Origin of the sequence: Larkinella insperata (assembly GCF_026248825.1) — a bacterium.
Lineage (GTDB): Bacteria > Bacteroidota > Bacteroidia > Cytophagales > Spirosomataceae > Larkinella > Larkinella insperata.
This window is the reverse complement of record NZ_CP110973.1, coordinates 6,021,897-6,043,409: the sequence shown is the minus strand read 5'-3', so window position 1 is coordinate 6,043,409 and position 21,513 is coordinate 6,021,897. Positions and strand designations below refer to the sequence as shown.

The following is a 21,513-nucleotide window of genomic DNA, read 5'->3' as shown; positions in this document are numbered from 1 at the left end:
TTCAGAAGTTAATGGACATGAAAAAAATACTTGGAATAGCCGGGATGCTCGCCTTTGCCGCGCTGGCTTCCGGATGTAAAGAAGATTTGCTGGAATCGACGCCCTACGGTCAGCTAACCTCGGCGCAGTTCTGGCGGAACGGCGATGACGTGGTGGCGGCTACCAACGCCATTTACGCGCCCCTGCTGAACGAAGACGGTTTTGCCCACACGGAGTATACTTTCGACAACTGCTCGGACGACATGAACCGCGCGGGTGACCACGCCGACGAAACGCCCCTCGAACTCTTCACGTTTGATGCGTCGAACTCGCACCTGCTGCTGACCTGGTCGACCAAATACGAGGTGATTTCGCGGGCCAACGCCGTGTTGATCAACGCGCCGAAAGTCCAAATGGACGAGGCTCTGCGGAACCGTTCGCTGGGCGAAGCCTATTTCCTGCGCGGCTTTGTCTACTGGCGGCTTTCGCTGATTTACGGTGAAGTACCCCTGATTCTGGAAGCCGACGCGGTGGCCAACAACTACAATAAGCCGAAGGCTACGCTGGCCGAAGTCCGGGCGCAGGTGGAATCCGACTGGCAAAAAGCGGCCAGTCTGCTGCCGGTTTCCTACGATGCCGCCAACGCGGGCCGGGTATCGCAGGGGGCGGCCAACGGATTCCTGACGAAGCTGTACGTCTACGAGGAAAAATGGCCGCAAGCCATCGAGGCCGGTACCAAAGTAACCTCGAACGCGGCTTACAAACTGGCCAGCGACTACGGACAGAACTTTCAGTTGACCACCGAAAATAACCCGGAAATTCTGTATTCGCTGCAGTACGAAACCGGCTGGACCACCGACAACTCCCCGGCCTACTACCACACCCCGCAGTCCTTCGGCGGATGGGGTTTTCACGAACCCGTCAAGGATCTGGTCGACGAGTTTGAAGCGGGCGACCCGCGGTTGTCGTACTCGGTTTTCAAGCCGGGCGACAAGGTGGAGCGGGGGCCGCAGGGAACCACCGAATTTACGGCCGACCTGACGCGCGTAACGGGGTATGCCTTCCGCAAATACACCAACTTTACACCCGAGGGCGACATGAGCCAGAGCCTGAACGCGCCCTTCCTGCGGTCGGCGGATGTGTATCTGCTGGTGGCCGAAGCGAAAATCCGGGCGGGGCAGAGCGGGGATGCCGAGTTGAACGCAGTTCGTACCCGGGCGGGTCTGAAAGCCAAAACCAACGCGACGGTGCTGGATATTATGCACGAACGCCGGGTGGAGCTGGCGGGCGAAAACGAGCGGCACCAGGACCTCATGCGCTGGGACAAAGCCAAGCTGATTGACATTGTGGCCCACTACAAGAAAGACCGCGGACCGTTTAAACCCGGCCGGACCTTCGTCAAACCGAAGCACTATTACTTCCCGCTGCCACAGCGTCAGATTGACCTTAGCAACGGGGTTCTGATCCAGAATCCGAATTATTAAATCTCTCGTCGCTCCGCCCGAACGCCGGGCGGAGCGATTTGTTTTTGACCGTACCCCCGTATTCATGAAAGCGTTTTTTAGAATGCTGGCCCTGCTACTCGCGGTTAGCGGTTGCCAGTCGCCCGAACAGAAACTGGTGGGCGTCTGGAAAACCGATTCCATTTTTAACTACGTCAACGGTTTTACCGAAACCCTGAACGTTCCGGATGAGCATTGGCCGCTGTTTGAATACAGCGAGGACGGTGTCCTGACCGAGCACAAGTTCGGCCAGCAGCGTGCCCTGAAGTACCAGCTTGTTTCCGCCGACTCACTGGTGTACACCGATTCGGCCGGCACGGTTCTGAGCGGCTTTTCCGTGTTGAAGCTGGACAGAGAAAAACTGGTGCTGAAAAAGACCCACAAGCCGTTTTTGTCCGGTAAAAACCAGCAGCTCTACGAAATTCGCTTCTTTACCAAGGTTTCGTCCGACAGCCTGCCGGATGCTCATCAACATTAAAACTCCGGAAGGTTTCAGGCCGGGTCTGTATGCATCAATTCCTTTTGAAATACCTGTTTCTCCTGACCATCGGGGTGCTGGCGGGTTGTCAGTCGAAACGTGATGCCCCCAGCGAGGGCGCACTGTTTGAGTTGCTGCCCGCCGAGCAGACCGGTATTCACTTTGCCAATACGCTCAAAGAAGACGAGCGGCTGAACATCCTGACATTCGAATATTTCTACAACGGCGGGGGCGTCGGTCTGGGCGATATCAACAACGACGGCCTGACCGACGTGTTTCTGGGCGGCAACATGACCCCTTCCCGGCTGTACCTCAACAAAGGCAATTTCAAGTTTGAAGACATTACCGAAAAAGCCGGAATCCACACGGAAGATGGCTGGGCGACCGGTATTTCAATGGTTGATCTGAATGCCGACGGGCTACTGGATATTTACGTGTGCCGGTCGGGACCCCACGGACCCGAACACCGCGCCAACCAGCTGTACATTAACCAGGGCAACCTCACGTTTCGGGAAGAAGCCAACTCCTACAGGCTGGACGATACGGGTTTCAGCACCCAGGCGGCTTTTTTCGACTACGACCGCGACGGCGATCTGGACGTATACATCCTGACCAACGTGATGGGCAAAACCGGCCCGAATGTCATCCGCCCCAAGCTCACCGACGGTTCGGCCCCCAGTACCGACCGGCTCTATCGCAACGACGGCAACGGGCATTTTGCAAACGTTTCGGAGGCCGCTAACATCAAGCTGGAAGGCTACGGACTGGGTATTTCCATTGTGGATGTGAATGCCGACGGCTGGCCGGATGTCTACGTCGCCAACGATTACCTGTCCAATGACATTCTTTACATCAACCAGGCCAAAGGCTCCGGCGAACGGTATTTCACCAACCAGATTACGGAGTACTTCAAACACCAGAGTTACTCGGCGATGGGCACGGATGCCGCCGACATCGACAACGACGGCCTGACCGATTTCATCACGCTGGACATGCTGCCCGAGGGCAACGAACGACGCCGGAACATGTTCGGGCTGATGAATTATGACCGCTATCTGTCCGAGTTGCGGGCGGGCTACGAGCCGCAGTTTATGCGCAACACGCTCCAGCACAACAACGGCTTTACGCCGGGCGCGAACCACCCCACGTTCAGCGAAATCGGCCGACTGGCCGGGGTGCAGGCCACCGACTGGAGCTGGTGCCCGCTGCTGGCCGATTACGACAACGACGGTTTCCGGGATTTGATGATCACCAATGGCTACCCGAAAGACATTACCAACCGCGATTTTGTGGTCTACCGCATGGCGCAGTTTCAGCTTCAGCAGCAGGCGGGAGCGGTGGACGGACGTACTTTCACCGAAGCTCTGCACGATGTGGACGGCGCGCATGTGCCCAATTACCTGTTCCGCAACAACGGCGGCAGCCTGACCTTCACCAACCAGTCAGCGCCGTGGGGTTTCGATACGCCCTCGTATTCCAACGGCGCAGCTTACGCGGATCTGGACAATGACGGCGATCTGGATCTGGTGATCAACAACCTGAATCAACAAGCGTTCGTGTACCGCAACCGGGCGAACGACCTGACCAAAAACCACTACCTGCGCATCCGGCTGAAGGGCAACTCAAACAATCGGTACGGCTTTGGCGCCAAAGTAGCGGTTTACTACGGCAAGCAGCAGCAGTTTCTGGAACACTCACCGTACCGCGGTTACCAGTCGACGGTCGAGAACACACTGCATTTCGGATTGGGTAAGGTTTCGCAGGTTGATTCCATCCGGGTAACCTGGCTGGACGGGAAAAGTCAGCTACTGACCCAAATTAAGGCGAATCAGGTACTGATCATCGATCAGCGGGCGGCTGTTGCAGAAAAATTGCCGGTTCAGGAACCACCGATGCCGTTGTTTCGCGAGGTTTCGGAATCGCTCGGCATTCGCTACAAACACACGGAGGAGCTTTACATTGATTTCAAAATTCAGCCGCTATTGCCACACCTGCTTTCACAGAACGGCCCCGGTCTGGCGGTGGGCGACATGAACGGCGACGGACGCGAGGATTTTTTTGTGGGTGGAGCGTTCAACCACTCCGGAATGCTGTTTTTCGCGGAAGCCGACGGGAAATTCCGCAGCCGGGCGCTCACCGAGGGTAAAAAATACGAAGAGGATCTGGGCGCGTTGCTGTTTGATGCCGACGGCGACGGCGACGGCGATCTGTACGTGGTCAGTGGCAGCAGCGAATTTGCGCCCGATTCGCCGTATTACCAGGATCGGTTGTACCGCAACGACGGGAAGGGCCATTTCTCGCCGGACCCGGAAGCCCTGCCGCGCATGTTATCCAGCGGTTCGACGGTACAGACGGCGGATTTCGACCGGGATGGCGATCTGGATTTGTTTGTCGGTGGACGGCTTGCGCCGGGTAAGTATCCCTTGCCCACCCAAAGCTACGTGCTCCGCAACGACGGTGGCCGGTTTACGGACGTGACGCAGGCTGTTTGCCCCCAGTTGACGAAGCTCGGCATGGTGACCTCGGCCCTCTGGACGGATTTTGACGGCGACGGCTGGCCGGACCTGATCGCGCTGGGGGAGTGGATGCCGTTGACCTTCTTCAAAAATAACCGGGGCCAATTAGTGGACGTAACCCAATCGACCGGATTGACGCACACCCACGGTTGGTGGAGCAGTCTGGTGGCCGGTGATTTCGACGGCGATGGCGATCCGGACTACGTGGCCGGAAACCTCGGGCTGAACAACGACTGGCGCACGTCGCCCGAAAAACCGGTGACGGTATTTGCCGGTGATTTCGACAAAAACGGCACTGTTGACCCCGTGATTAGTCAGTACATTGGCGACGAGCTGTATCCGGTGCATCCCAAAGACGAGATGACGGGCCAGATGAATTACCTGCGTAAGAAGTTTCCGCGGTACGCCGATTACGCCAAAGCCAAACTGACTGATGTATTCACGAAAGAAGAACTGAGCACGGCTTACGTGGCCAGAAGCGAAACGTTCCAGAGTGTTTACCTCGAAAACCGGGGCAACGGTAAGTTTGTCCTGCGCCCGTTGCCGACGCTGGCCCAACAGGCGCCCCTCAACGGCTTGCTGGCCCGGGATTTTGACGGCGACGGCAAACTGGACCTGCTCATCAGCGGTAATTTTTACGGTACCGAAGCGATCACTGGCCGTTACGATGCCTCCATCGGTCTGCTACTGAAAGGACACGGCAACGGTAACTTTACGCCCATTCCGGCGCGGGAAAGCGGTTTTTGGGTCGGCGGTGATGCGCGCGGACTGGCCGAAGTCATTCTGCCGGACGGCCGCCGACTCGTTCTGGCCGCTCAGAACGACGGCCCCCTGAAAGCGTTTGTCTGGCCGAACCGGACGAGCGGCAAAAAATAAACTGCGACACTCTATCTAAATAGAACGGCCCCACTTGGTACGGCTTCCTGTCGCTGGACTTGAGGGATTGTCGGGAACGAGCCAGGAAAGGCATTGGATAACAAGGGAGGGCCGGTTCTGGTGGTTTACGAACAGTCTGAGCGGTTTTGCCGGCCGAACCGGCGTGGGCGCAAAACTTATTGAACCGGCCGGAAGTTACAACACCGATCATCCAGAAACCAGCAGCATGAATCTTTCAAACAACAAAATCCTGATCACGGGCGGGGCGTCGGGCATCGGCCTGGGGCTCACCCGGCGTTTTGTTCAGGAGAATAATACCGTCATCATTTGCGGTCGCCGGGAGGCCGCGCTCCGGGAGGTTTCGGAGCAGTTGCCGTCCGTGATTACCCGGGTCTGCGATTTATCGAAGGCCGAGGAACGGCAGGAACTCTACCAGTGGATCGCCGAGGAACACCCCGACCTGACGGTGTTGGTTAATAACGCCGGGATTCAGCAGTGGATTAACATGGCCGACGCGGATTTTTTTCAGCGGGCTACCGATGAAATCCGGATCAACATTGAAGCCCCGCTGCACCTGACGTCCCTTTTTCTAAACCTACCCGCGCTAACGTCCATCCTGAACGTAACTTCCGGGCTGGCGTTTGTACCGCTTACCAAAGTACCGGTCTATTCGGCGACCAAAGCCTTTTTTCATTCGTTTACGCTGTCGTTGCGGGCACTGGTGAAATCCAGAAACATCGAAGTGATCGAGCTGATTCCGCCCGCCTTAAATACCGATCTGGGGGGCAAGGGACTCCACGATCACGCTCCACCCGTCAGCGATTTTATTCAGGCGGTGTTCGATCAATTGGAGCAGGGGAAAACCGAGATCTCCTTTGGGTTCAGCGATCACATGGTGAAGGCAACGCCGGATGAGCTGCGGAATGCGTTTAGCAGAATGAACGGAACCACCTAGCCGGAATGATGCCCGCCATGTATAAGGCCACGTTTCGCTTCTACGGTTCCCTGAACGACTTTCTGCCTGCGGACCGGAAACAAACAGCGTTTGAAGGGTCGTTTCTGCACCGGATGTCGGTGAAAGATACCATTGAATTGTTCGGGGTACCGCATCCGGAAGTCGGGTTACTGCTGGTCAACGGCCAGTCGGTCGATTTTTCGGTGGGGGTGGAAGCTGGTGATTTTGTGAGTGTTTACCCCGCCACGTTTAATATCTTAGAGGTATCGTCGCTCTCCCGGGTGCTGCCCAAACCTTTATCCGAGCTCCGGTTTGTGCTGGATTGCCACCTGGGTAAGCTGGCGGGCTATCTGCGAATGCTCGGTTTCGATACGCTTTACCGAAATGATTACGCTGATCCGGAGCTGGCGCGCGTGTCCGCCAGTGAAAACCGGGTACTGCTGACCCGCGACCGGGGCCTGTTGATGCGCAATTCCGTTGAATACGGGTATTTCGTTCGTCATACGCAACCCCGTCAACAGCTTCATGAAATTGCAGACCGGTTTGGTTTGGACAAGCACCTGAAGCCTTTTCAACGGTGTATGAATTGCAACGGGCTGCTTCAGCCGGTGGCGAAAGAAACCGTTTTCGACCAGTTGCCTCCGCTGGTGCAGGCGTTTCAGCAGACATTTTTTCAGTGTCCCACCTGCGGAAAAATCTATTGGGAGGGCACGCATTTCCGCCGGATGCAGGAGCTCGTTCATTCCATCTTCGGGACGCAGGGCCGCGCGGAGATGGCCCAAAAAGGGGATTCTTAAACCCGTTCGGGAACGGGTTCAATCAGGGGAATCCGGACCGTAAACGTGGTTGGAGCCTCGATGACTTCGGGTGTCGCGTGGTGAAGTTTTTGGTACTGCGCCAGAATGGTCGACAACCCGACGCCATTCGACAGCACTTTGGTCCGCTTGCGCTGAAGGTTGTTTTGAATCACCAGGTGACCCTGGTCGTCCGTCTGAATATCGATTTGTAAAGGCTGCGCGGCCAGGATAACGTTGTGTTTGACGGCGTTCTCGACCAGCAATTGCAGCGTCATCGGGGGCAGTTGCCAGGCTGCATAAGCCGGGTCGACCCGCACGGCTACCGTCAATCCCCGCTCGTAACGGGTTTTCAGCAAATGGGAATACGACTGGATAAAGTCCAGTTCGCGGGCCAGGGTGGTCAGCGGCTGTTCGTTGGCTTTCAGCAAATACCGGTAGACCTGGCTCAACTGATCGACAAACTGGCTGGCTTGTTCGGGGTTGTCGTCAATCAGCGACGACAGGGAATTAAGGCTGTTGAACAGAAAATGGGGATTGACCTGGGCCTGCAACGCCCGGAGTTGAACCTGGGTTTTTTCCTGTTCCAGCCGCTGAAAAGCCAGTTGAGTTTCCAGCCGTTGCTGAATCAGCTGCTGTTCCCGGCGGGTTTGCTCGACGGCTTCGGATACCGCGAGCTGGCGCTGGCGGAACATCAGGCAGAGGGAAAAACAAAGCAGTTGCAGAATGCGCGACGCGCCCAGGATGCGGATGTGCCACTGCACCGCCGAGGGCTCACGGTTGAGCGTCCACGGATAGCCCGTATAATAAAACAGGTTGTTGGTTTCATTGACGAGCAGCAGCACGCTGCCGATCAGAAACAGCATCCCGACCGCATCCCGCCGTTGGGCAGCAACCCAGCTTCCGATGAGGCTCGTGCTCATGAGCAGACACCAATAGACCGTCGAAACAATCCGCCCCGATGGCGACAGGTGCCAGTTTTCGTGCAGGAGCATTATCCCGACTTCGGCCAGTAAAAAGATGCCCAGAAATCGTTGCACCCAACGAAGCCAGTTCGTCAGGGGAAGCGAAGAATGGCTCAGATCAAATAGGCGGTAAATCAGCCCAACGTACAAAAGTCTGACCAGGCCATACTCAGCCGCGTAAACGGCCATGTTCTGCGACTCGCTGAGGGGGATATTATCTCCGGAAAGCCGATTGAAAGCTGAGTGTGCAAACCAGATCAGGGTCTGGAGGGTAAAAAGGCCGTAGACCCAGTCGCGGAAGAAACTCCACTGGACGGCGTTCAGCAGGAAGATGGCACCCACCGATCCCAGATACACAAACAGTACAGCCTCTCCGGACATGGATTAGTAAAACGAAGATAAAGTGCGTCAAAGGTACGGAACGCGGAATCGTCAAATAAGGTCAGGCGTTAAAAAAGCCAGCACGGTGTACCGGTCTGGCTTTTCAGCGCGTTTGGCAAACTCAAGAGACGCTTTACGAAAACCCCAAAGGGTGTTCGACGGGCATCGCCAGTTGGGCGGCCAGGCCCGTCAACTGGTTCTGCATCATGTTTTTTAAAGCCTGCCAGCCGGTATTCCACCGCTGAATCACGTTGAACTCCCGCACCAGCGCGGGCTCTTTCGGTTGGTTAGGCTGTTCGTAATATTCCGGCATCCGGGCCGTCATCTGGCTAAACACGGCTTCGATGGAACCGTTCAGAATGACATCCGGTTCCGTTTTCGCCAACTGAATCAGGGCGCGACCCATCGAGGCTGTATAGAACGCACAGTCAATATCCTGATGGCGGACCGGCACACCGTCGTGCAGGCGCTGGAGTTGGACCCCGCCGTCCTCCACTTTCCCGGAAGCCGGTGGATACCCCGCCGGTTGCGGAAAAACGGCGTCTATTTTAGCCTTGAACTTGTCCCACCACGGCGGCTGAGAGCCCGGCCGCAGGGTGTCGCAAAAAACAATACGCTGAGGCAGGCCCGGACTGTGCGGATGCATCACCAGCAGGGCCGTTCCCAGGTGACGGTCGTCGGCCGCGTGGCGTCGCTGGATAACAAAGCACTGAGCGTCGTCGACTCCCTGCTCACCGAGTTGCTCGGTGAGGGCTCTGACCCGGCGAAGGGAATCTTCCATGTAGCCCTCCGTAATAACGTGAACGGGCAATTGGGAAGGAGCCAGTGCTTCCCAGCGCAGTTGATGCGCCAGAATCGTCAGGGCGACATTATCCGCCCGGCGGGTCCCGAAGTACACACCAATGTCTTCCGGGGCGGTTTGGCCGGTTGCATCCGTGAGCTGAATGGTATCGCCATAATCCCCCTGGCGGCTGAAGGGGCTGTACCGAAACGGAACGGTCAGGTGATCACGGGAAGCGGCTATGTTGTATATACGTCGTTCGTATTTAGCCAGCAGCGGCTCGTAGGCGTCGCCCTGGAAATACACCTCATCAATGGACCGGAGCAGGTGCCGGGCCAGGTTTTCCTGAGCGAGAATGCGTTCGAAGGCGTCCTCCCGGTACTTGAAGAAGTTGCGTAGGGCGCCGTGTTCAACAAAATCCTCCGTGTCGGCGCTCCCTTCCAGGCTTTTGGGCGAAACCGTTCCCTGCTCAATCCAGGTACGAAGGAAATCTTTAACGGCGGCATCAAAGGCATCGTTAGCGGCCTGAGCTTGTTCAAAGGAGTAGGGTTGACGGCATTTCAGGGTAGTTGTGGGGCCATTCAGATGGAAAGCAGCCCCCAGTGCCATGATCATTGACTGGTTTTCTGGTACGGTTTAGTTGGGTAAAGTACAATTAGGTAACATCAAAAACGGGTTGAGAAGTTTCCTGATTTTGGGCAATTCATACCGGTAATGATAAAGAAATCAGAGCAAACCGAAATAACCGTCTGGCCACCTTCAACACAGGTCGTTAGGCCCGGCTGCGGCCTGCTACGACCCGATTCAGGACTACGGGCAACCAGTGGTAGGAATGCGTCGAGTAAAGATAACATGAGGCTGGCGAATTTAAAATATACCGCTGACAGAAAGACTCTATCTGGGATACATCCCCAGCTTTTAATAAACCAGTCGGTTTGGGAGTCGATCTGAAGTTGAATTTTATGGCGGGGGATCCGTGGAGTTATAAGCAAGTTTTTAACTTGCGCTATCAACTCCAACGACACTGATGAGTGAAGATAGCAAATCCTTTGACAGAAAGGGACTTACCGAACGGTTAGATATCGATTTTGCGTTACAGGCCGCCGGTTTGGGTGTCTGGGAATTGGATCCGGTTACGAACCGGGTTCAGTGGGACGATCGGTGTCGGGAACTGTTTGGCATCAGCCGGGCCAGCCAGTTTGACTTTGATGAGACCCTGAATTACGTTTATCCCGGCGATGTAAGCCGGATCCAGCAGGCGGCTCAACAAGCCATGACGCCCGGGTCGAGTGGGATTTATAAAGTCATTTACCGCACGATTCGGGAAAATGGGGAAATTCGCTGGATTCGGTCGACGGGCCGGAGTTATTTCAACGAAGCGGGGCAGGTTGTGCGGTTTGCCGGGGTGGTTCAGGATGTGACCGAAGAAATGCTCAACCGCCAGAAGCTGGAAGAAAGCGAAGAACGTTACCGGACGCTGACGGCGCAACTGGAGCAGCAGGTTGAGGAGCGAACCCAGGAACTGGAAGCCGCGAATGAAGAACTGGCTGCCGTCAACGAAGAACTGTCGGCAACGAACGATAGTCTGGCCGAGTCGAACCAGCTTCTGAGCCGTACCAACCTGAATCTGGAACAGTTTGCCTACGTGGCTTCCCATGATTTGCAGGAGCCGTTGCGCAAGGTGCAGCAGTTTGGTGATGTGCTCAAGAGCCAGTACGCCAGCCAGTTGGGGCCGGGCGTGGCTTACCTGGATCGCATGCGGTCGGCGGCCAGCCGAATGTCGGCGCTCATCCGGGATTTGCTGACGTTTTCCCGCATCGCTACCCAGAAAGATTCCATGGATGCCGTCGCGTTAAACCGGGTTATTGATTCGGTACTGACGGACCTGGAGTTGATCATCGGCGAGACGGGAGCGATCATTGACGTGGATCGTTTGCCGACCCTTCACGGAGATGCTCTCCAACTGGGACAGTTATTTCAGAATCTGCTGAGCAATGCCCTGAAGTTTCGTCACTCAGGTCGATCTCCCCAAATCAGGATTCGGTACGGGTTGGTGGCTGCCGGGGAGCTGCCCCCGGGTCTGCGCCCCACCCGGGTCGCGGCCCGTTACCACAGTCTGGAGATTTCGGACAACGGCATTGGCTTTGATGAAAAGTACGCCGATCAGATTTTTCAGGTTTTCCAGCGTCTGCACGGCAGAAGCCAGTACGAGGGCACCGGAATCGGGCTGGCGATTTGCCAGAAAGTGGTCGACAACCACGGGGGCGCCATCTCCGCCCGGAGTCGGCCGGGTGAAGGAGCAACGTTCAGTATTTACCTGCCCGCTTAGCCGCAACCGTACGTACACCGAAAAATTGTCCAGAAATCTTTTGAACGGTCAAACGCTTTTTCTCCTTTCCGGTTACGTATGTAGTTAACGCTAACTCCACAACATATGAATCGTTCTTTGCTCTTTTTGGGGCTGGTTTTTGCCGTTTGTAGTGCTTGCTTAAAAGACCATGATGTCGATCCGATTGAAGTTCGGCAGGAAAGTTACATCATCCCAGGAAACACATTTTTTCCGGAGGGAATTGCCTATGACGCAAACCAGGGCGTTTTTTATACGGGCAGTATTGGCAACGGGGATATCCTGAAAGTGGATGTTCAAACCGGAGCCAGCAGTTTGTTTGCTTCCGGTGCGGCACAGGGTCGGCCAACCTGCAACGGTTTAAAACTGGACGGTCAGGGCCGGTTGTGGGTTTGTGGGGGAACCCAGAATAAAATTCAGGTGCTGAATCCGGACGGTTCGCTGTTAAAAAACTGGGACCTGACGGCTTTTGCCGCCACCGGCTTTATCAACGACTGCGTTCTGGATGGGCAGTACGTTTACTTTACGGATTCCTGGAACAAACAGATCTACCGGACCAGCGTGGCTACCTCGCAGCCGGGCGACATCGAACGGTGGCTTACCTTTACCGACGATCAGATTCCCTACGTGCCCAATGCCGTCAACGCCAACGGGATCGTCATCACGCCGGAAGGGGGCTACCTGATCATCGTGGTGTCTTCTTCGGGTAAGCTATACCGGATTGATATTCAGAACAAAGTCATTAATGAAATCCAACTGGACACGCCGGTGAACGCGGGCGACGGTCTGTGGCTCGAGAACAATATCCTGTACGTTTCGCGGAATGCCATGAATAAGATTTTTCCCGTTACGCTCATCAATAACTATTCGCAGGGAAGCGTCGGAGCCGGTTTTGGCGACAACCTGCTGTTCAACACCACCATGGCCAAGGCGGGTCCGTATTTCCTGGTTGTCAACGGGCAGTTGAACCGGCGAATGGGCGCTCCAGGACCGACTTTGCCGTTTACGGTTTCGCGGGTAACCATTCCGTAAACCCTATCTGAACTGCAACTGATAAAGGAGGAACGATTGAGCGGTTAAAAGCAGGGTGCCAGCAAAAGCCGTCAACCGGCCTTTTTCGCGTTGACTAGTTAAAACTCAGCCTCTACGGTATCATACTATAGCTGACACCGTAGAGGCTGAGTTTGTTTTTAAGAAAATAGACTACGAGTCCCGCTGAACGGGACTGTCTATACGCTTGAGTTTGATGTTTTCTACGGGTCTAATGACCAGCGGCACCTTCTCAATTTTCACGGAGCTGGTATCAAGGCCAAACCAGCGGTCTTCTGAGGTGGTGAAGCCTTTGACGAAGAAATACAGGTTCATAATCATCCGCTCCCTGAAAGGCAGGTCGTTCTCGAAAGAGAGAAATTTCTCCAGCACCACAAACCGGAAATCACCGATAACGTGCTGACGGCCCAGCGATTCGTACCGGCTGGTAATATCCACCTCCTTGTTTTTTACCATGTCTTCGATCACCTTGCGGAAGAAGAGGTTAATCCGCTGCTCAACCCGAAAACCGAGTCGAAAGGTGATTTTGTAGACATCATCCGGAGCAATGGTGTTCACCTTATACTCCATCGTATACGGATCGTCGGTGGTATCGACGTGCACAAACCAGAAAATATCCGCCCGCTTGGGCCGCTTCTGAAAGATGGAGTAGATAATCTTGGATTCGATCTCGGATTGCCGGGCCGCATTGCTCATGAATACCAGGTGCGTGGCATATTTGGGAATGCTGATGTCGCGGCTCAGTTCAATCAACGGCTTCAGGTAGTGATCAATCCGGACGTACTCAGTCAGGCGTAGTTTGATGTAGAACGACTGCAGCCAGGTATACATCACCACCGCAATGGCCGAACCAATGAAGAGCGACACCCAACCGCCGTGCGGGAACTTGATGAGGTTGGCCACCAGAAAAGCACCTTCCAGCCCCACGTAGACTACCAGAAACAGAATGACGCCCCAGGCTTTGTACCGGTGGCTGTAGAGGTAATACGTCATCAGCAGGGTGGTCATCAACATGGTGAGCGTGATGGCCAGACCGTAGGCAGCTTCCATGTTGGACGATTCGCGGAAATACAGCACCACGCCCACGCACCCCAGCCAGAGCAACAGGTTGATGCTCGGTACGTAGAGCTGCCCCTTCTGCACCGAAGGATACCGCAAAACGACCTTGGGCCATAAGTTCAGTCGGATGGCTTCGCTGATCAGCGTAAACGAACCGGTAATCAGGGCCTGGCTGGCAATAACCGTCGCAGCTGTTGCAATGGCAATTCCGGCGATAAGAAACCAGTCGGGCATCAGGGCGTAGAAGGGCTTGAGTTTCCCCAGCGACTGCCCTTCCATCGTCAGCAACCAGGCGCCCTGCCCGAAGTAGTTGAGCAGTAGGCAGGTTTTAACAAAGATCCAGCTGACCCGGATGTTGCCCCGCCCGCAGTGGCCCAGGTCGGAATACAGGGCTTCGGCCCCGGTCGTACAGAGAAACACCGAACCCAGCAGCCAGAAGCCGCCCGGATATTCGGTCAGCAGCCACCAGGCGTAGTAGGGGTTAATGGACGCCAGAATAGACGGGGCGTCGACGATGTGAATGATTCCCAGCGTGCCCAGCATCACAAACCACAGCACCATAACGGGGCCGAATGCCGTTCCCACAACGCTGGTACCCAGGGCCTGAATCAGAAAAAGAAAGGTCAGAATACCGATAACGATGGGCACGGTGGGGATGTGCGGATACAGCAGCTCCAGGCCCTCGACAGCTGAGGAAACCGATACGGGAGGGGTGATAATGCCGTCGGCCAGCAGAGCGCTGCCACCGATTACGGCGGGAATGGTCAGCCAGCGGGCGTGCCGGCGCACCAGGGCGTACAGGGCAAAAATGCCGCCCTCCCCGCGGTTGTCGGCCCGCAGGATCAGAATCACGTATTTAACGGTTGTTTGCAGGGTGAGCGTCCAGAAGATGCAGGAGATGGCGCCCCGGACAACATCGGCCCGAATGGGCTGACTAGGCCCAATGATGGCCGAAAGTACATAGAGTGGGGAGGTACCGATATCTCCGTAAATAATGCCCATGGCGACCAGCAAACCGGCCGCTGTTACTTTATCCAATTGTTGCTTGTGTTCCATAAAGAGCACCTGTTCTAGTGCAGGACGATTGTCAGATTTTGATAATTATAAGATGGAGTTAGCTGATTTTAAGTCAATAAGTGTACCACGTCTTGGTTTGTTTAATTCCGGCGTAATGGTATGTGAAAATGTTTGATAATAACCTAGTCTGACCAGAAAAGAAAATACGATTTGTTTATTCACGATGTTTCCGGGGCCTTTCGATACAACCGGGAGACCCACAGCAGTAACATCACAAGGGCCAGTAAGTTAGCCAGAAAAAGCAGCGTCCAGCGGTCGTCGGGGCGGGCCAGGATCATCACTACGGCAATGACGGCGTTAACCCGGACCAGCACCGACCGCGATAGCCGGTAAATTTTTTGCAGAGCCTGCAGACGGCCAAGCGACAGTCGGCGGCTGACGGTTTCGTCCGTCAGGGGTAAAAACGAAGGCAGGCTGAAGTACACCAGCCCACTGCCGTATAAAGTCAGTAAAACCGGGGTAAGGTCCGCAAATACCGGCGTGACAAACAGGGTTTTCAGGATAAGCAGGAGGGTCAGGCTGGCGATAAAAACCGCCGACAGCATGTAAACCGCCCCAATCCGCAACGGGTGCAGCACCAGGCGGTGGGGTAGAAAGTGGATCATCACGCGGAAAATGACCGCTAAAAACAAGGTGGTGGATGCCAGCATCCCGAGCCATTGCACCCGATCCCCGAAGCGATCCGGCCGTCCCTGATTGGTAAAATGCAGGGGTAACCGAAGCGGCAGATGCTCCCACAGCAGACCGACCGCCAGCAGCGGCAGGCACACGATCAGGAGGCTGATAACAATATACCTTCGTTTCACAGAGACAGGATCAGAACCCTTTGCGCGGTGTCAACAATAATGCCACGCCAGACCGTAAATAGTCAGGCCATTGATAAACAGTTTGATAGAAAAGAGATGAGCCGGAAAGGCGATGGAAAACCATACCATTTTGGGTGGGTGTTTTTTCAAAATGAAAAGGTGACGGTTTTCGGTTTGAGTGGTACGGGAAAGAGAGCGGTGTGGTGGTTTGCAGCAGTTCAGTAGTTTAAAAACAGAAACAAAGAGCTAGCTCAGGGAAATGGCTGGGGCAGCGGATGCCGGTTTATTGCTTGTCGATCCTGGAATCCTGAACCCTATCCTTGCGATCGGATGCGTCGAGCAAGGGTTTGGAAAACGGTTCATACTTCAAGTTGAAAAAGATTGCAAGTTGACATTAGCGCCGGGCTAACCAGTCGGAGTTGGAGTACGGTTAATTGGGGCCTTATAAAGCAAAACAGCACACCAGCGAATCGGGTGTGCTGTTTTGCTTTCGGCTGGTCGGTGAGACGTCATCTGAACGGATGGGCACCCTGGCGCGAGTCGGCCTGTGTAAGAAATTAGTCGAAGACTATTGCCAGCTGTTTTTCCAGCTCCGGGCCGTGAAGTCCTTTGCGAATCACATAGCCATCTTTGTCAATTAGCAGGTTAATGGGAATGGATCCGTCACGGTATTGCGTGCCGACCACATTGCGGGTGCCAACCCGGTCGGAGAGCTGCGTCCAGGGTAAACCCGCTTTCTGGAGGGCTTTTTTCCAGGCGTTGGTATCTTCATCGACCGAGATGCTGACGATCTGGAGGCCCTTGTCCTTGTATTGCTTATACAGAGACTTAAGCCGGTTATGCTCCTGACGGCAGTGGTCGCACCAACTTGCCCAGAAATCGATCAGTACGACGTTACCCTTGTAATTGAGCAGACTGACGGGTTTGTTCTTTTGGTCGGCCAGAATCAGATTGGGAAAATCCTGCCGGGCTTCCTTCTTCCGGTCGAATACTTGGTCGTGAATGCGCTTTCCCACCGAATGCTGCTGTAGCGAATACTCCAGTTGATTCCAGAGCGTTTGTGCTTTCTCTTTTGGGAGGAAAGGAAGGATCGTGTTTAATTCGAAAAGACTGACCAGCGATTTCGGGTAGGACTCAATAAAAGCTGATTTTATAGCCGTAATATCCTGGTTCAAGCTCTGGTATTGACGAGCGTAGATGATATCCTGATTCTGGTCACCCTTTTGAATTGCTTCGCCCCTCAATCGTTCGAGCTCCTTTAGCCTTGTAAGATAAGATTCCAGTGACTTGTCAAGAATCACTTGGTGCTGTAAAGCCGGGGAACCCAGAATGGATATCTGTTCAAGCGAATCGGCATTACCAATGATCGTGGTAGGAGTGTTGTCGAGAATAAACAATTTTAACCGGTCCTGTTTCCCCCCTTTAATCCGTAACGAAATGTATTTGGCTTCCCCGATGCTCCCCTGAAACGAGAAATGGCCATCGGTTGAAACGCACGAATCCAGCACAAAACCAATCGGGCCGTTCTCCGGATGAAAAGGAGGAGCCAGATAAACCGTACGCCCTTTCAAATTCGTCAGATACCCTTTAATAGAATACCGGACCGAGGGGGCTTGGCTGAAAACCTTTCCAGCCAGAAAGAGCGCGAAAAGAAACGTAAACCGGTACATATCTATCTCATTTTGTGTTGGAAAGATAAATTAAGTATTTTTTTTATACTTTTTAACGATAAATGTAGTTATTGTATTGTTTTTAGGAAGTATATTATCTTGACAATGTGATTATAGAATTGGTATCCTCCACATTCAACCCTTCTTGTGCATGAAATCGATCGCATTACCGTTGAAAAAATCTGGTTTGTTGAGCAGGGGTGTAGCCCTGATGAGTCTGTTGGTGATGATGCAGTGCCAGTTCACCAGCGAGGTTTTGGAGGTGCCCGAAGGATGGCCTAAAGACGGGTTTCCTAAATGGAACACGCCCACGCCCCTGGACGATATTTCGAGCCTATCCGGGTCCGTACGGATTCGGCTGGAACCGCACGGGAGCATCCGGGCAACTGTTTATGCGAAAGGACAAGAGCAGTTTGAATATATCCTGGACCGGGAAAAACCGCAGCACCTGCTTATCAAAAGTATTGAAAAAGCCGACGTGCACCTGTTGCGATTGAAAGAAACGGAAGATATGGTGGTCGGAATGGCGATTGATGATTTAGCCACCGGCAACCGATACGTGTTTGATCCGGGTCAACAAAGCTGCCCCTGGGCGCGTCAGGCAACAAAGGAGATTTCCTCTATTACCAGTAAGACAATGATAATCAACGGATACGGGGGCTCTATCACGCAAAGCCAGATGCGGTTTGAAGACCCGCTCTAGGAAGACTGAAACACCTGCCCGACCCGCCAGACTTCCTCAAAGGTGTTGTACAACGGAGTGGGGGCCAGCCGGATGCAGTTGGGTTCGCGCCAGTCGCCGATGATGCCCTGTTCGGTCAGCCGGTTGAAAACGGCTTTCCCGTCGTTTTCGATGAGCAGGGATAGCTGACAACCCCGCCCGGCGGGACTGGCGGGCGTCATGATGTCCATCGGTTGGCCGGATTGCCGCAGCACGAATTCCAGAAAGCCCGTCAAGAGCTCGCTTTTCTGCCGCAAGGCTTCCAGACCCGCTTCGGCGGTAATCTGCAAAGCCGCGTGGTGAACGGCCACGGCCAGCACCGTTGGCGTACTGAGTTGCCAGCCGTCGGCCCCGGTCATCGGAACAAAGCCCTTGGTCATGTCGAACCGCCGGGTTTCGTCGTAGCCCCACCATCCGGCCAGTCGGGGAAGGGAAGCATCGTGGTGTTTTTCGTGAACAAAGATTCCGGATACGCCCCCCGGCCCGGAGTTGAGGTACTTGTAGGAGCACCAGAAGGCAAAATCAACGCCCCAGTCGTGCAGTTTCAAGGGAACATTCCCGACGGCGTGCGCCAGGTCAAAGCCCACCGGGATACCGAGCTCGCGGGCTTTTTGGGCGATGGCGGCCATGTCGAATACCTGGCCGGTGTAGTAGTGCAAACCGCTCATCAGAACCAGCGCCAGCGAATCCCGGTGTTCCTCAATAGCAGTCAGAATGTCTTCCGTCCGCCAGGTGTATTCGCTGGTTCGGGGAAAGATTTCAAGGAGGGCGTCGGCCGGGTTCAGCCCGCGGGTCTGCAGATGCGTTTCGAGCGCATATTGGTCAGACGGAAAATCACCGCCGATGGTCAGAATCTTGGTGCGTCCGGCGCCGGGTTGGTAAAACGAGGTCAGCAGCAGGTGCATATTGACCGTGAGGTTGTTCATCGGACAAACCTCCGACGGCTGGGCGCCCACAATCTGGGCCAGCGGCTGCTTACAACGCTGATGAACGGTTAGCCACGGGCTTTCGCCTTCAAACCAGCCTTCTACCCCGTGCTGCTGCCAGATGACTAACTCCCGGTCCAGCGCCTGCCGGGCGGATTTGGGCTGCAACCCCAACGAGTTACCACAAAAGTAAATCAGCGGTTTCCCGGCGCGCTCGGGAATATAAAACCGGTCACGGTACGACCGAAGCGGATCGGCCTGATCCAGCCGCCGGGCAAACGCCAACGAATTCTCCATACATGAATTAAAAGTGAAAAGGTAAACCTTAAAAGTACGGCAATGAAAACCGTCAGCAGTTAAAGAGTACCCTTCCCAGGCAGTGCCTATTTTTAACTCTCAACTTTTAATTCTTACCTTACATGTGTCCGCCTTTTTTGCAGCAGGAGGGGAGTTTGGCGTAGCCTTTTTCGTCGGCGGTTACTTCATCGGCATCGTAGCCGGTTTTGGAAATATTGGCTTTAATTTTGGCAACGTCGGTTTTCTTCGGGTTGTATTTCACTGTCACCACTTTATCTTTCAAATCCAGATTGGATTCCTTGATGCCTTTTTCAAACGCCAGATTTCGCTCGATGCGCTCTTTGCACATGGAACAAATGGCCGAGGTTTTTATTTTAACCTCTTTTTCTTTGTCGTCACCCGCCTGAGCGGTCAGGCCAAAGGTCAGAAACAGGAGGGTGATCAATCCAGCTACGTGCTTTTTCATTGCTATAGAGAGTTTTAGTGACGGTGAATGGTTTAGGGTTTGCCCGGCATCATGATCGGCATGAGCGAGGGCGTAATTCTCAGGTAAATCTGTCCTGATAACGGTGTTTTACCATAAACTGGTTCCAGGGCTTTGGCGGGAAGACTCCCCGTCAGTTGCGCACCCAGAACCAGATCCGTGCGGGCCAGTTGCAAAAGCCGGTGGTTCATGCCCAACGTTAGGCTGTTGATGTTGACGAGCATCGTTTCGTCGGTTTGGTAATCAAAAAAATAGTCCCGCAGGTTCAGCTCGTCGACGGATTTGGTGATGTTTTCGTAGCGTCCGTACAAAGCCGTCCGGCCCAGTTGCAGGCTAGTTTCGGCCAGATACGCATTTTCGTGGACACCGTCGTGCGTATTCATGCCCCAAACCAGCGCCGAGGACACGTAGCGGTCGGGCCGTCCCAGCGGTTTACTGTGCAAAAGCGATGCCGTGGTGCGGGTCACGTTGTGGTCCGGATCGATGGCTTCCGGACTTTTGAGAAATCCCTGCGAAAACTGGAGGGCCAGCGAGGGCGACGGGTTGACCGAAAGCCGGTACGAATAACTGTCGAAACGCGGGCGGTCGAAACCATACCGGTTTTCGTTGGGTTCGCGACCGGTAAAGCTCGAGACTTCCAGCTTGGCAATTTTGTAGCGGAAACCAGCCGTGGCTACCCCGTAAGTAATGTGGGTGGCGTCGGTCCAGTGGTGCCCCAGCGGTGAATCCGGGTTGTTGAACGACGAAATTCGGTGCATGAATGCCGGTGGTCCCAGTGCCGGTTCACCCGGATAGCCCACGTAACCAAACACATCCGCGTTGGGCGAAAGCGCGTAGGAATACCCCACCGACAGTTCCGAGAACAGATCGTGCTGGTGCTGGCGGTCGACCAGCCGCTGGCCGTTGTAGGTTTCACCCGACTGATACAGCAGCGGATACCCGTTGCTCCCCACCGTGAACGGGTCGAGGGAAAGCATGGCTTTAATGGCCAGCAAACCCCGCCGTCCGACCGGGCGCTGGGCCATGCCCATCATGTAGTTGGGCGCGTCGAAAGCCGTTGCCCGGCCCTGTTTGCCGGGGTTGTTGAAGTTCTGGTTGGTGTGGCGAATGAAAAGACTGTAGTGCAGCATGGTCATCCAAGGGCGACCGGCCCGATCGGTTGGGTGGCCCATGTACATGTACATGGGGGTCTGGTCGGGGTGCCAGGCGGTTCCGGATGCGTTCCGGCTCATGGGCAGGTTCCGCGAATACAGGTGAGACATCATCGACATGCCCTGGTGCATCGCCATCATGTTGTGCATGGCGTGGTTCATGGCGGCATGGTCCATGCTGTCCTGCCGCATCATCTTCCGGGCCGGGGGCATTTTGGCTTTCCGGCTGGTGTCGGCCGGAAAGCCGTCCGCCCGGGCAAACCCGAAGAGACTGCAAAAAGCAAGAACAAGTAACGGTTTTACGGTTGTATTCATGGCATTGAAGCAAGTAGGTGAAGGGCGTTACGCGTTGGCCGACAGTTTCCGGCAGTCGTCGGCACACCGGCGGCAGGCTTCGGCGCAGGCCCGGCAATGGTCATGGTCGTGTTTGCTGCATTCTTCCGCACAGGCGTCGCACACTTCGGCGCAGAGGACCATAAAGTCCATCATGTAGTCAGAATGGCGGGCGGTGAGGCTCGCGCACAGTTTACAAAAATCGGCGCAGTCGCGGCAAAGCCGGATGCAGTCCCGCATCATCATGACGTGTTCTTCCTGCAGACAGGCCGTGGCACAATGTTCGCAGGCGGCTGCGCAATCGAAACAAATCTGAATGTGCTCTGTGTGATTTTGCATGGTTTCCATACCGGTTCAGTTTATAT

17 protein-coding genes are annotated in these 21,513 nt (G+C 54.9%); 8 read left to right on the top strand and 9 right to left on the bottom strand.

What is annotated here, in order from left to right; all coding sequences use genetic code 11:
- The first annotated feature begins 17 nt into the window (after positions 1 to 17).
- From OQ371_RS24305 to OQ371_RS24285, 5 genes are all read left to right on the top strand, one after another.
- On the top strand, positions 18 to 1,463 hold the full coding sequence (locus OQ371_RS24305) for a RagB/SusD family nutrient uptake outer membrane protein (RefSeq protein WP_265991010.1): 1,446 nt from the start codon (positions 18 to 20) through the stop codon (positions 1,461 to 1,463).
- A gap of 64 nt (positions 1,464 to 1,527) precedes the next feature.
- The gene (locus OQ371_RS24300; protein ID WP_265991009.1) at positions 1,528 to 1,959 is read left to right on the top strand and encodes a hypothetical protein; all 432 of its coding nucleotides are present in this window, start codon (positions 1,528 to 1,530) and stop codon (positions 1,957 to 1,959) included.
- Positions 1,960 to 1,988: 29 nt separating this feature from the next.
- Positions 1,989 to 5,351, top strand: a complete 3,363-nt coding sequence (locus OQ371_RS24295) for a VCBS repeat-containing protein (RefSeq protein WP_265991008.1) — start codon at positions 1,989 to 1,991, stop codon at positions 5,349 to 5,351.
- Between the two features lie 226 nt (positions 5,352 to 5,577).
- Positions 5,578 to 6,306 carry an SDR family oxidoreductase gene (locus OQ371_RS24290; protein ID WP_265991007.1) on the top strand — a complete coding sequence of 243 codons (729 nt, stop codon included), beginning with the start codon at positions 5,578 to 5,580 and terminating at the stop codon, positions 6,304 to 6,306.
- Between the two features lie 5 nt (positions 6,307 to 6,311).
- Positions 6,312 to 7,103 (top strand): Mut7-C RNAse domain-containing protein, encoded by a 792-nt coding sequence (locus tag OQ371_RS24285; protein ID WP_265991006.1) that lies wholly within the window; start codon positions 6,312 to 6,314, stop codon positions 7,101 to 7,103.
- On the opposite strand, the gene OQ371_RS24280 is transcribed toward OQ371_RS24285, so the two are convergent.
- The gene (locus tag OQ371_RS24280; protein WP_265991005.1) at positions 7,100 to 8,446 is read right to left on the bottom strand and encodes a sensor histidine kinase; all 1,347 of its coding nucleotides are present in this window, start codon (positions 8,444 to 8,446) and stop codon (positions 7,100 to 7,102) included. The two genes, OQ371_RS24285 and OQ371_RS24280, sit on opposite strands and share 4 nt — an antisense overlap.
- Before the next feature lie 133 nt (positions 8,447 to 8,579).
- A complete protein-coding gene (locus OQ371_RS24275) occupies positions 8,580 to 9,842 on the bottom strand; it encodes a hypothetical protein (protein ID WP_265991004.1) in 1,263 nt (420 codons plus the stop codon).
- 412 nt (positions 9,843 to 10,254) lie between these two features.
- On the opposite strand from OQ371_RS24275, the gene OQ371_RS24270 reads away from it, so the two are divergent.
- Together OQ371_RS24270 and OQ371_RS24265 are read left to right on the top strand one after the other, a co-directional pair.
- A complete protein-coding gene (locus OQ371_RS24270) occupies positions 10,255 to 11,556 on the top strand; it encodes a sensor histidine kinase (protein ID WP_265991003.1) in 1,302 nt (433 codons plus the stop codon).
- 105 nt (positions 11,557 to 11,661) lie between these two features.
- Positions 11,662 to 12,606 carry an SMP-30/gluconolactonase/LRE family protein gene (locus OQ371_RS24265; protein ID WP_265991002.1) on the top strand — a complete coding sequence of 315 codons (945 nt, stop codon included), beginning with the start codon at positions 11,662 to 11,664 and terminating at the stop codon, positions 12,604 to 12,606.
- A gap of 171 nt (positions 12,607 to 12,777) precedes the next feature.
- Here OQ371_RS24265 and OQ371_RS24260 read toward each other — a convergent pair whose 3' ends face one another.
- From OQ371_RS24260 to OQ371_RS24250, 3 genes are all read right to left on the bottom strand, one after another.
- Complete coding sequence (locus OQ371_RS24260; protein ID WP_265991001.1) at positions 12,778 to 14,739, bottom strand: KUP/HAK/KT family potassium transporter; 1,962 nt, start codon at positions 14,737 to 14,739, stop codon at positions 12,778 to 12,780.
- 179 nt (positions 14,740 to 14,918) lie between these two features.
- The gene (locus OQ371_RS24255) at positions 14,919 to 15,566 is read right to left on the bottom strand and encodes a DUF1648 domain-containing protein (RefSeq protein WP_265991000.1); all 648 of its coding nucleotides are present in this window, start codon (positions 15,564 to 15,566) and stop codon (positions 14,919 to 14,921) included.
- 557 nt (positions 15,567 to 16,123) lie between these two features.
- The gene (locus OQ371_RS24250) at positions 16,124 to 17,236 is read right to left on the bottom strand and encodes a TlpA disulfide reductase family protein (protein ID WP_265990998.1); all 1,113 of its coding nucleotides are present in this window, start codon (positions 17,234 to 17,236) and stop codon (positions 16,124 to 16,126) included.
- A 151-nt stretch (positions 17,237 to 17,387) separates the two neighbouring features.
- Here OQ371_RS24250 and OQ371_RS24245 point away from each other — a divergent pair, with 151 nt between their 5' ends.
- Positions 17,388 to 17,939, top strand: a complete 552-nt coding sequence (locus OQ371_RS24245; protein WP_265990997.1) for a hypothetical protein — start codon at positions 17,388 to 17,390, stop codon at positions 17,937 to 17,939.
- Here the strand turns inward: OQ371_RS24245 and kynU are convergent.
- The 4 genes from kynU to OQ371_RS24225 form a co-directional block, all read right to left on the bottom strand.
- Positions 17,936 to 19,180 carry a kynureninase gene (gene kynU, locus OQ371_RS24240; protein ID WP_265990996.1) on the bottom strand — a complete coding sequence of 415 codons (1,245 nt, stop codon included), beginning with the start codon at positions 19,178 to 19,180 and terminating at the stop codon, positions 17,936 to 17,938. The genes OQ371_RS24245 and kynU overlap by 4 nt on opposite strands.
- Positions 19,181 to 19,298: 118 nt before the next feature.
- A complete protein-coding gene (locus OQ371_RS24235) occupies positions 19,299 to 19,646 on the bottom strand; it encodes a heavy-metal-associated domain-containing protein (protein WP_265990995.1) in 348 nt (115 codons plus the stop codon).
- 32 nt (positions 19,647 to 19,678) lie between these two features.
- On the bottom strand, positions 19,679 to 21,130 hold the full coding sequence (locus tag OQ371_RS24230) for a hypothetical protein (RefSeq protein ID WP_265990994.1): 1,452 nt from the start codon (positions 21,128 to 21,130) through the stop codon (positions 19,679 to 19,681).
- A 27-nt stretch (positions 21,131 to 21,157) separates the two neighbouring features.
- Positions 21,158 to 21,487, bottom strand: a complete 330-nt coding sequence (locus OQ371_RS24225; RefSeq protein ID WP_374761428.1) for a four-helix bundle copper-binding protein — start codon at positions 21,485 to 21,487, stop codon at positions 21,158 to 21,160.
- Positions 21,488 to 21,513: the final 26 nt, after the last annotated feature.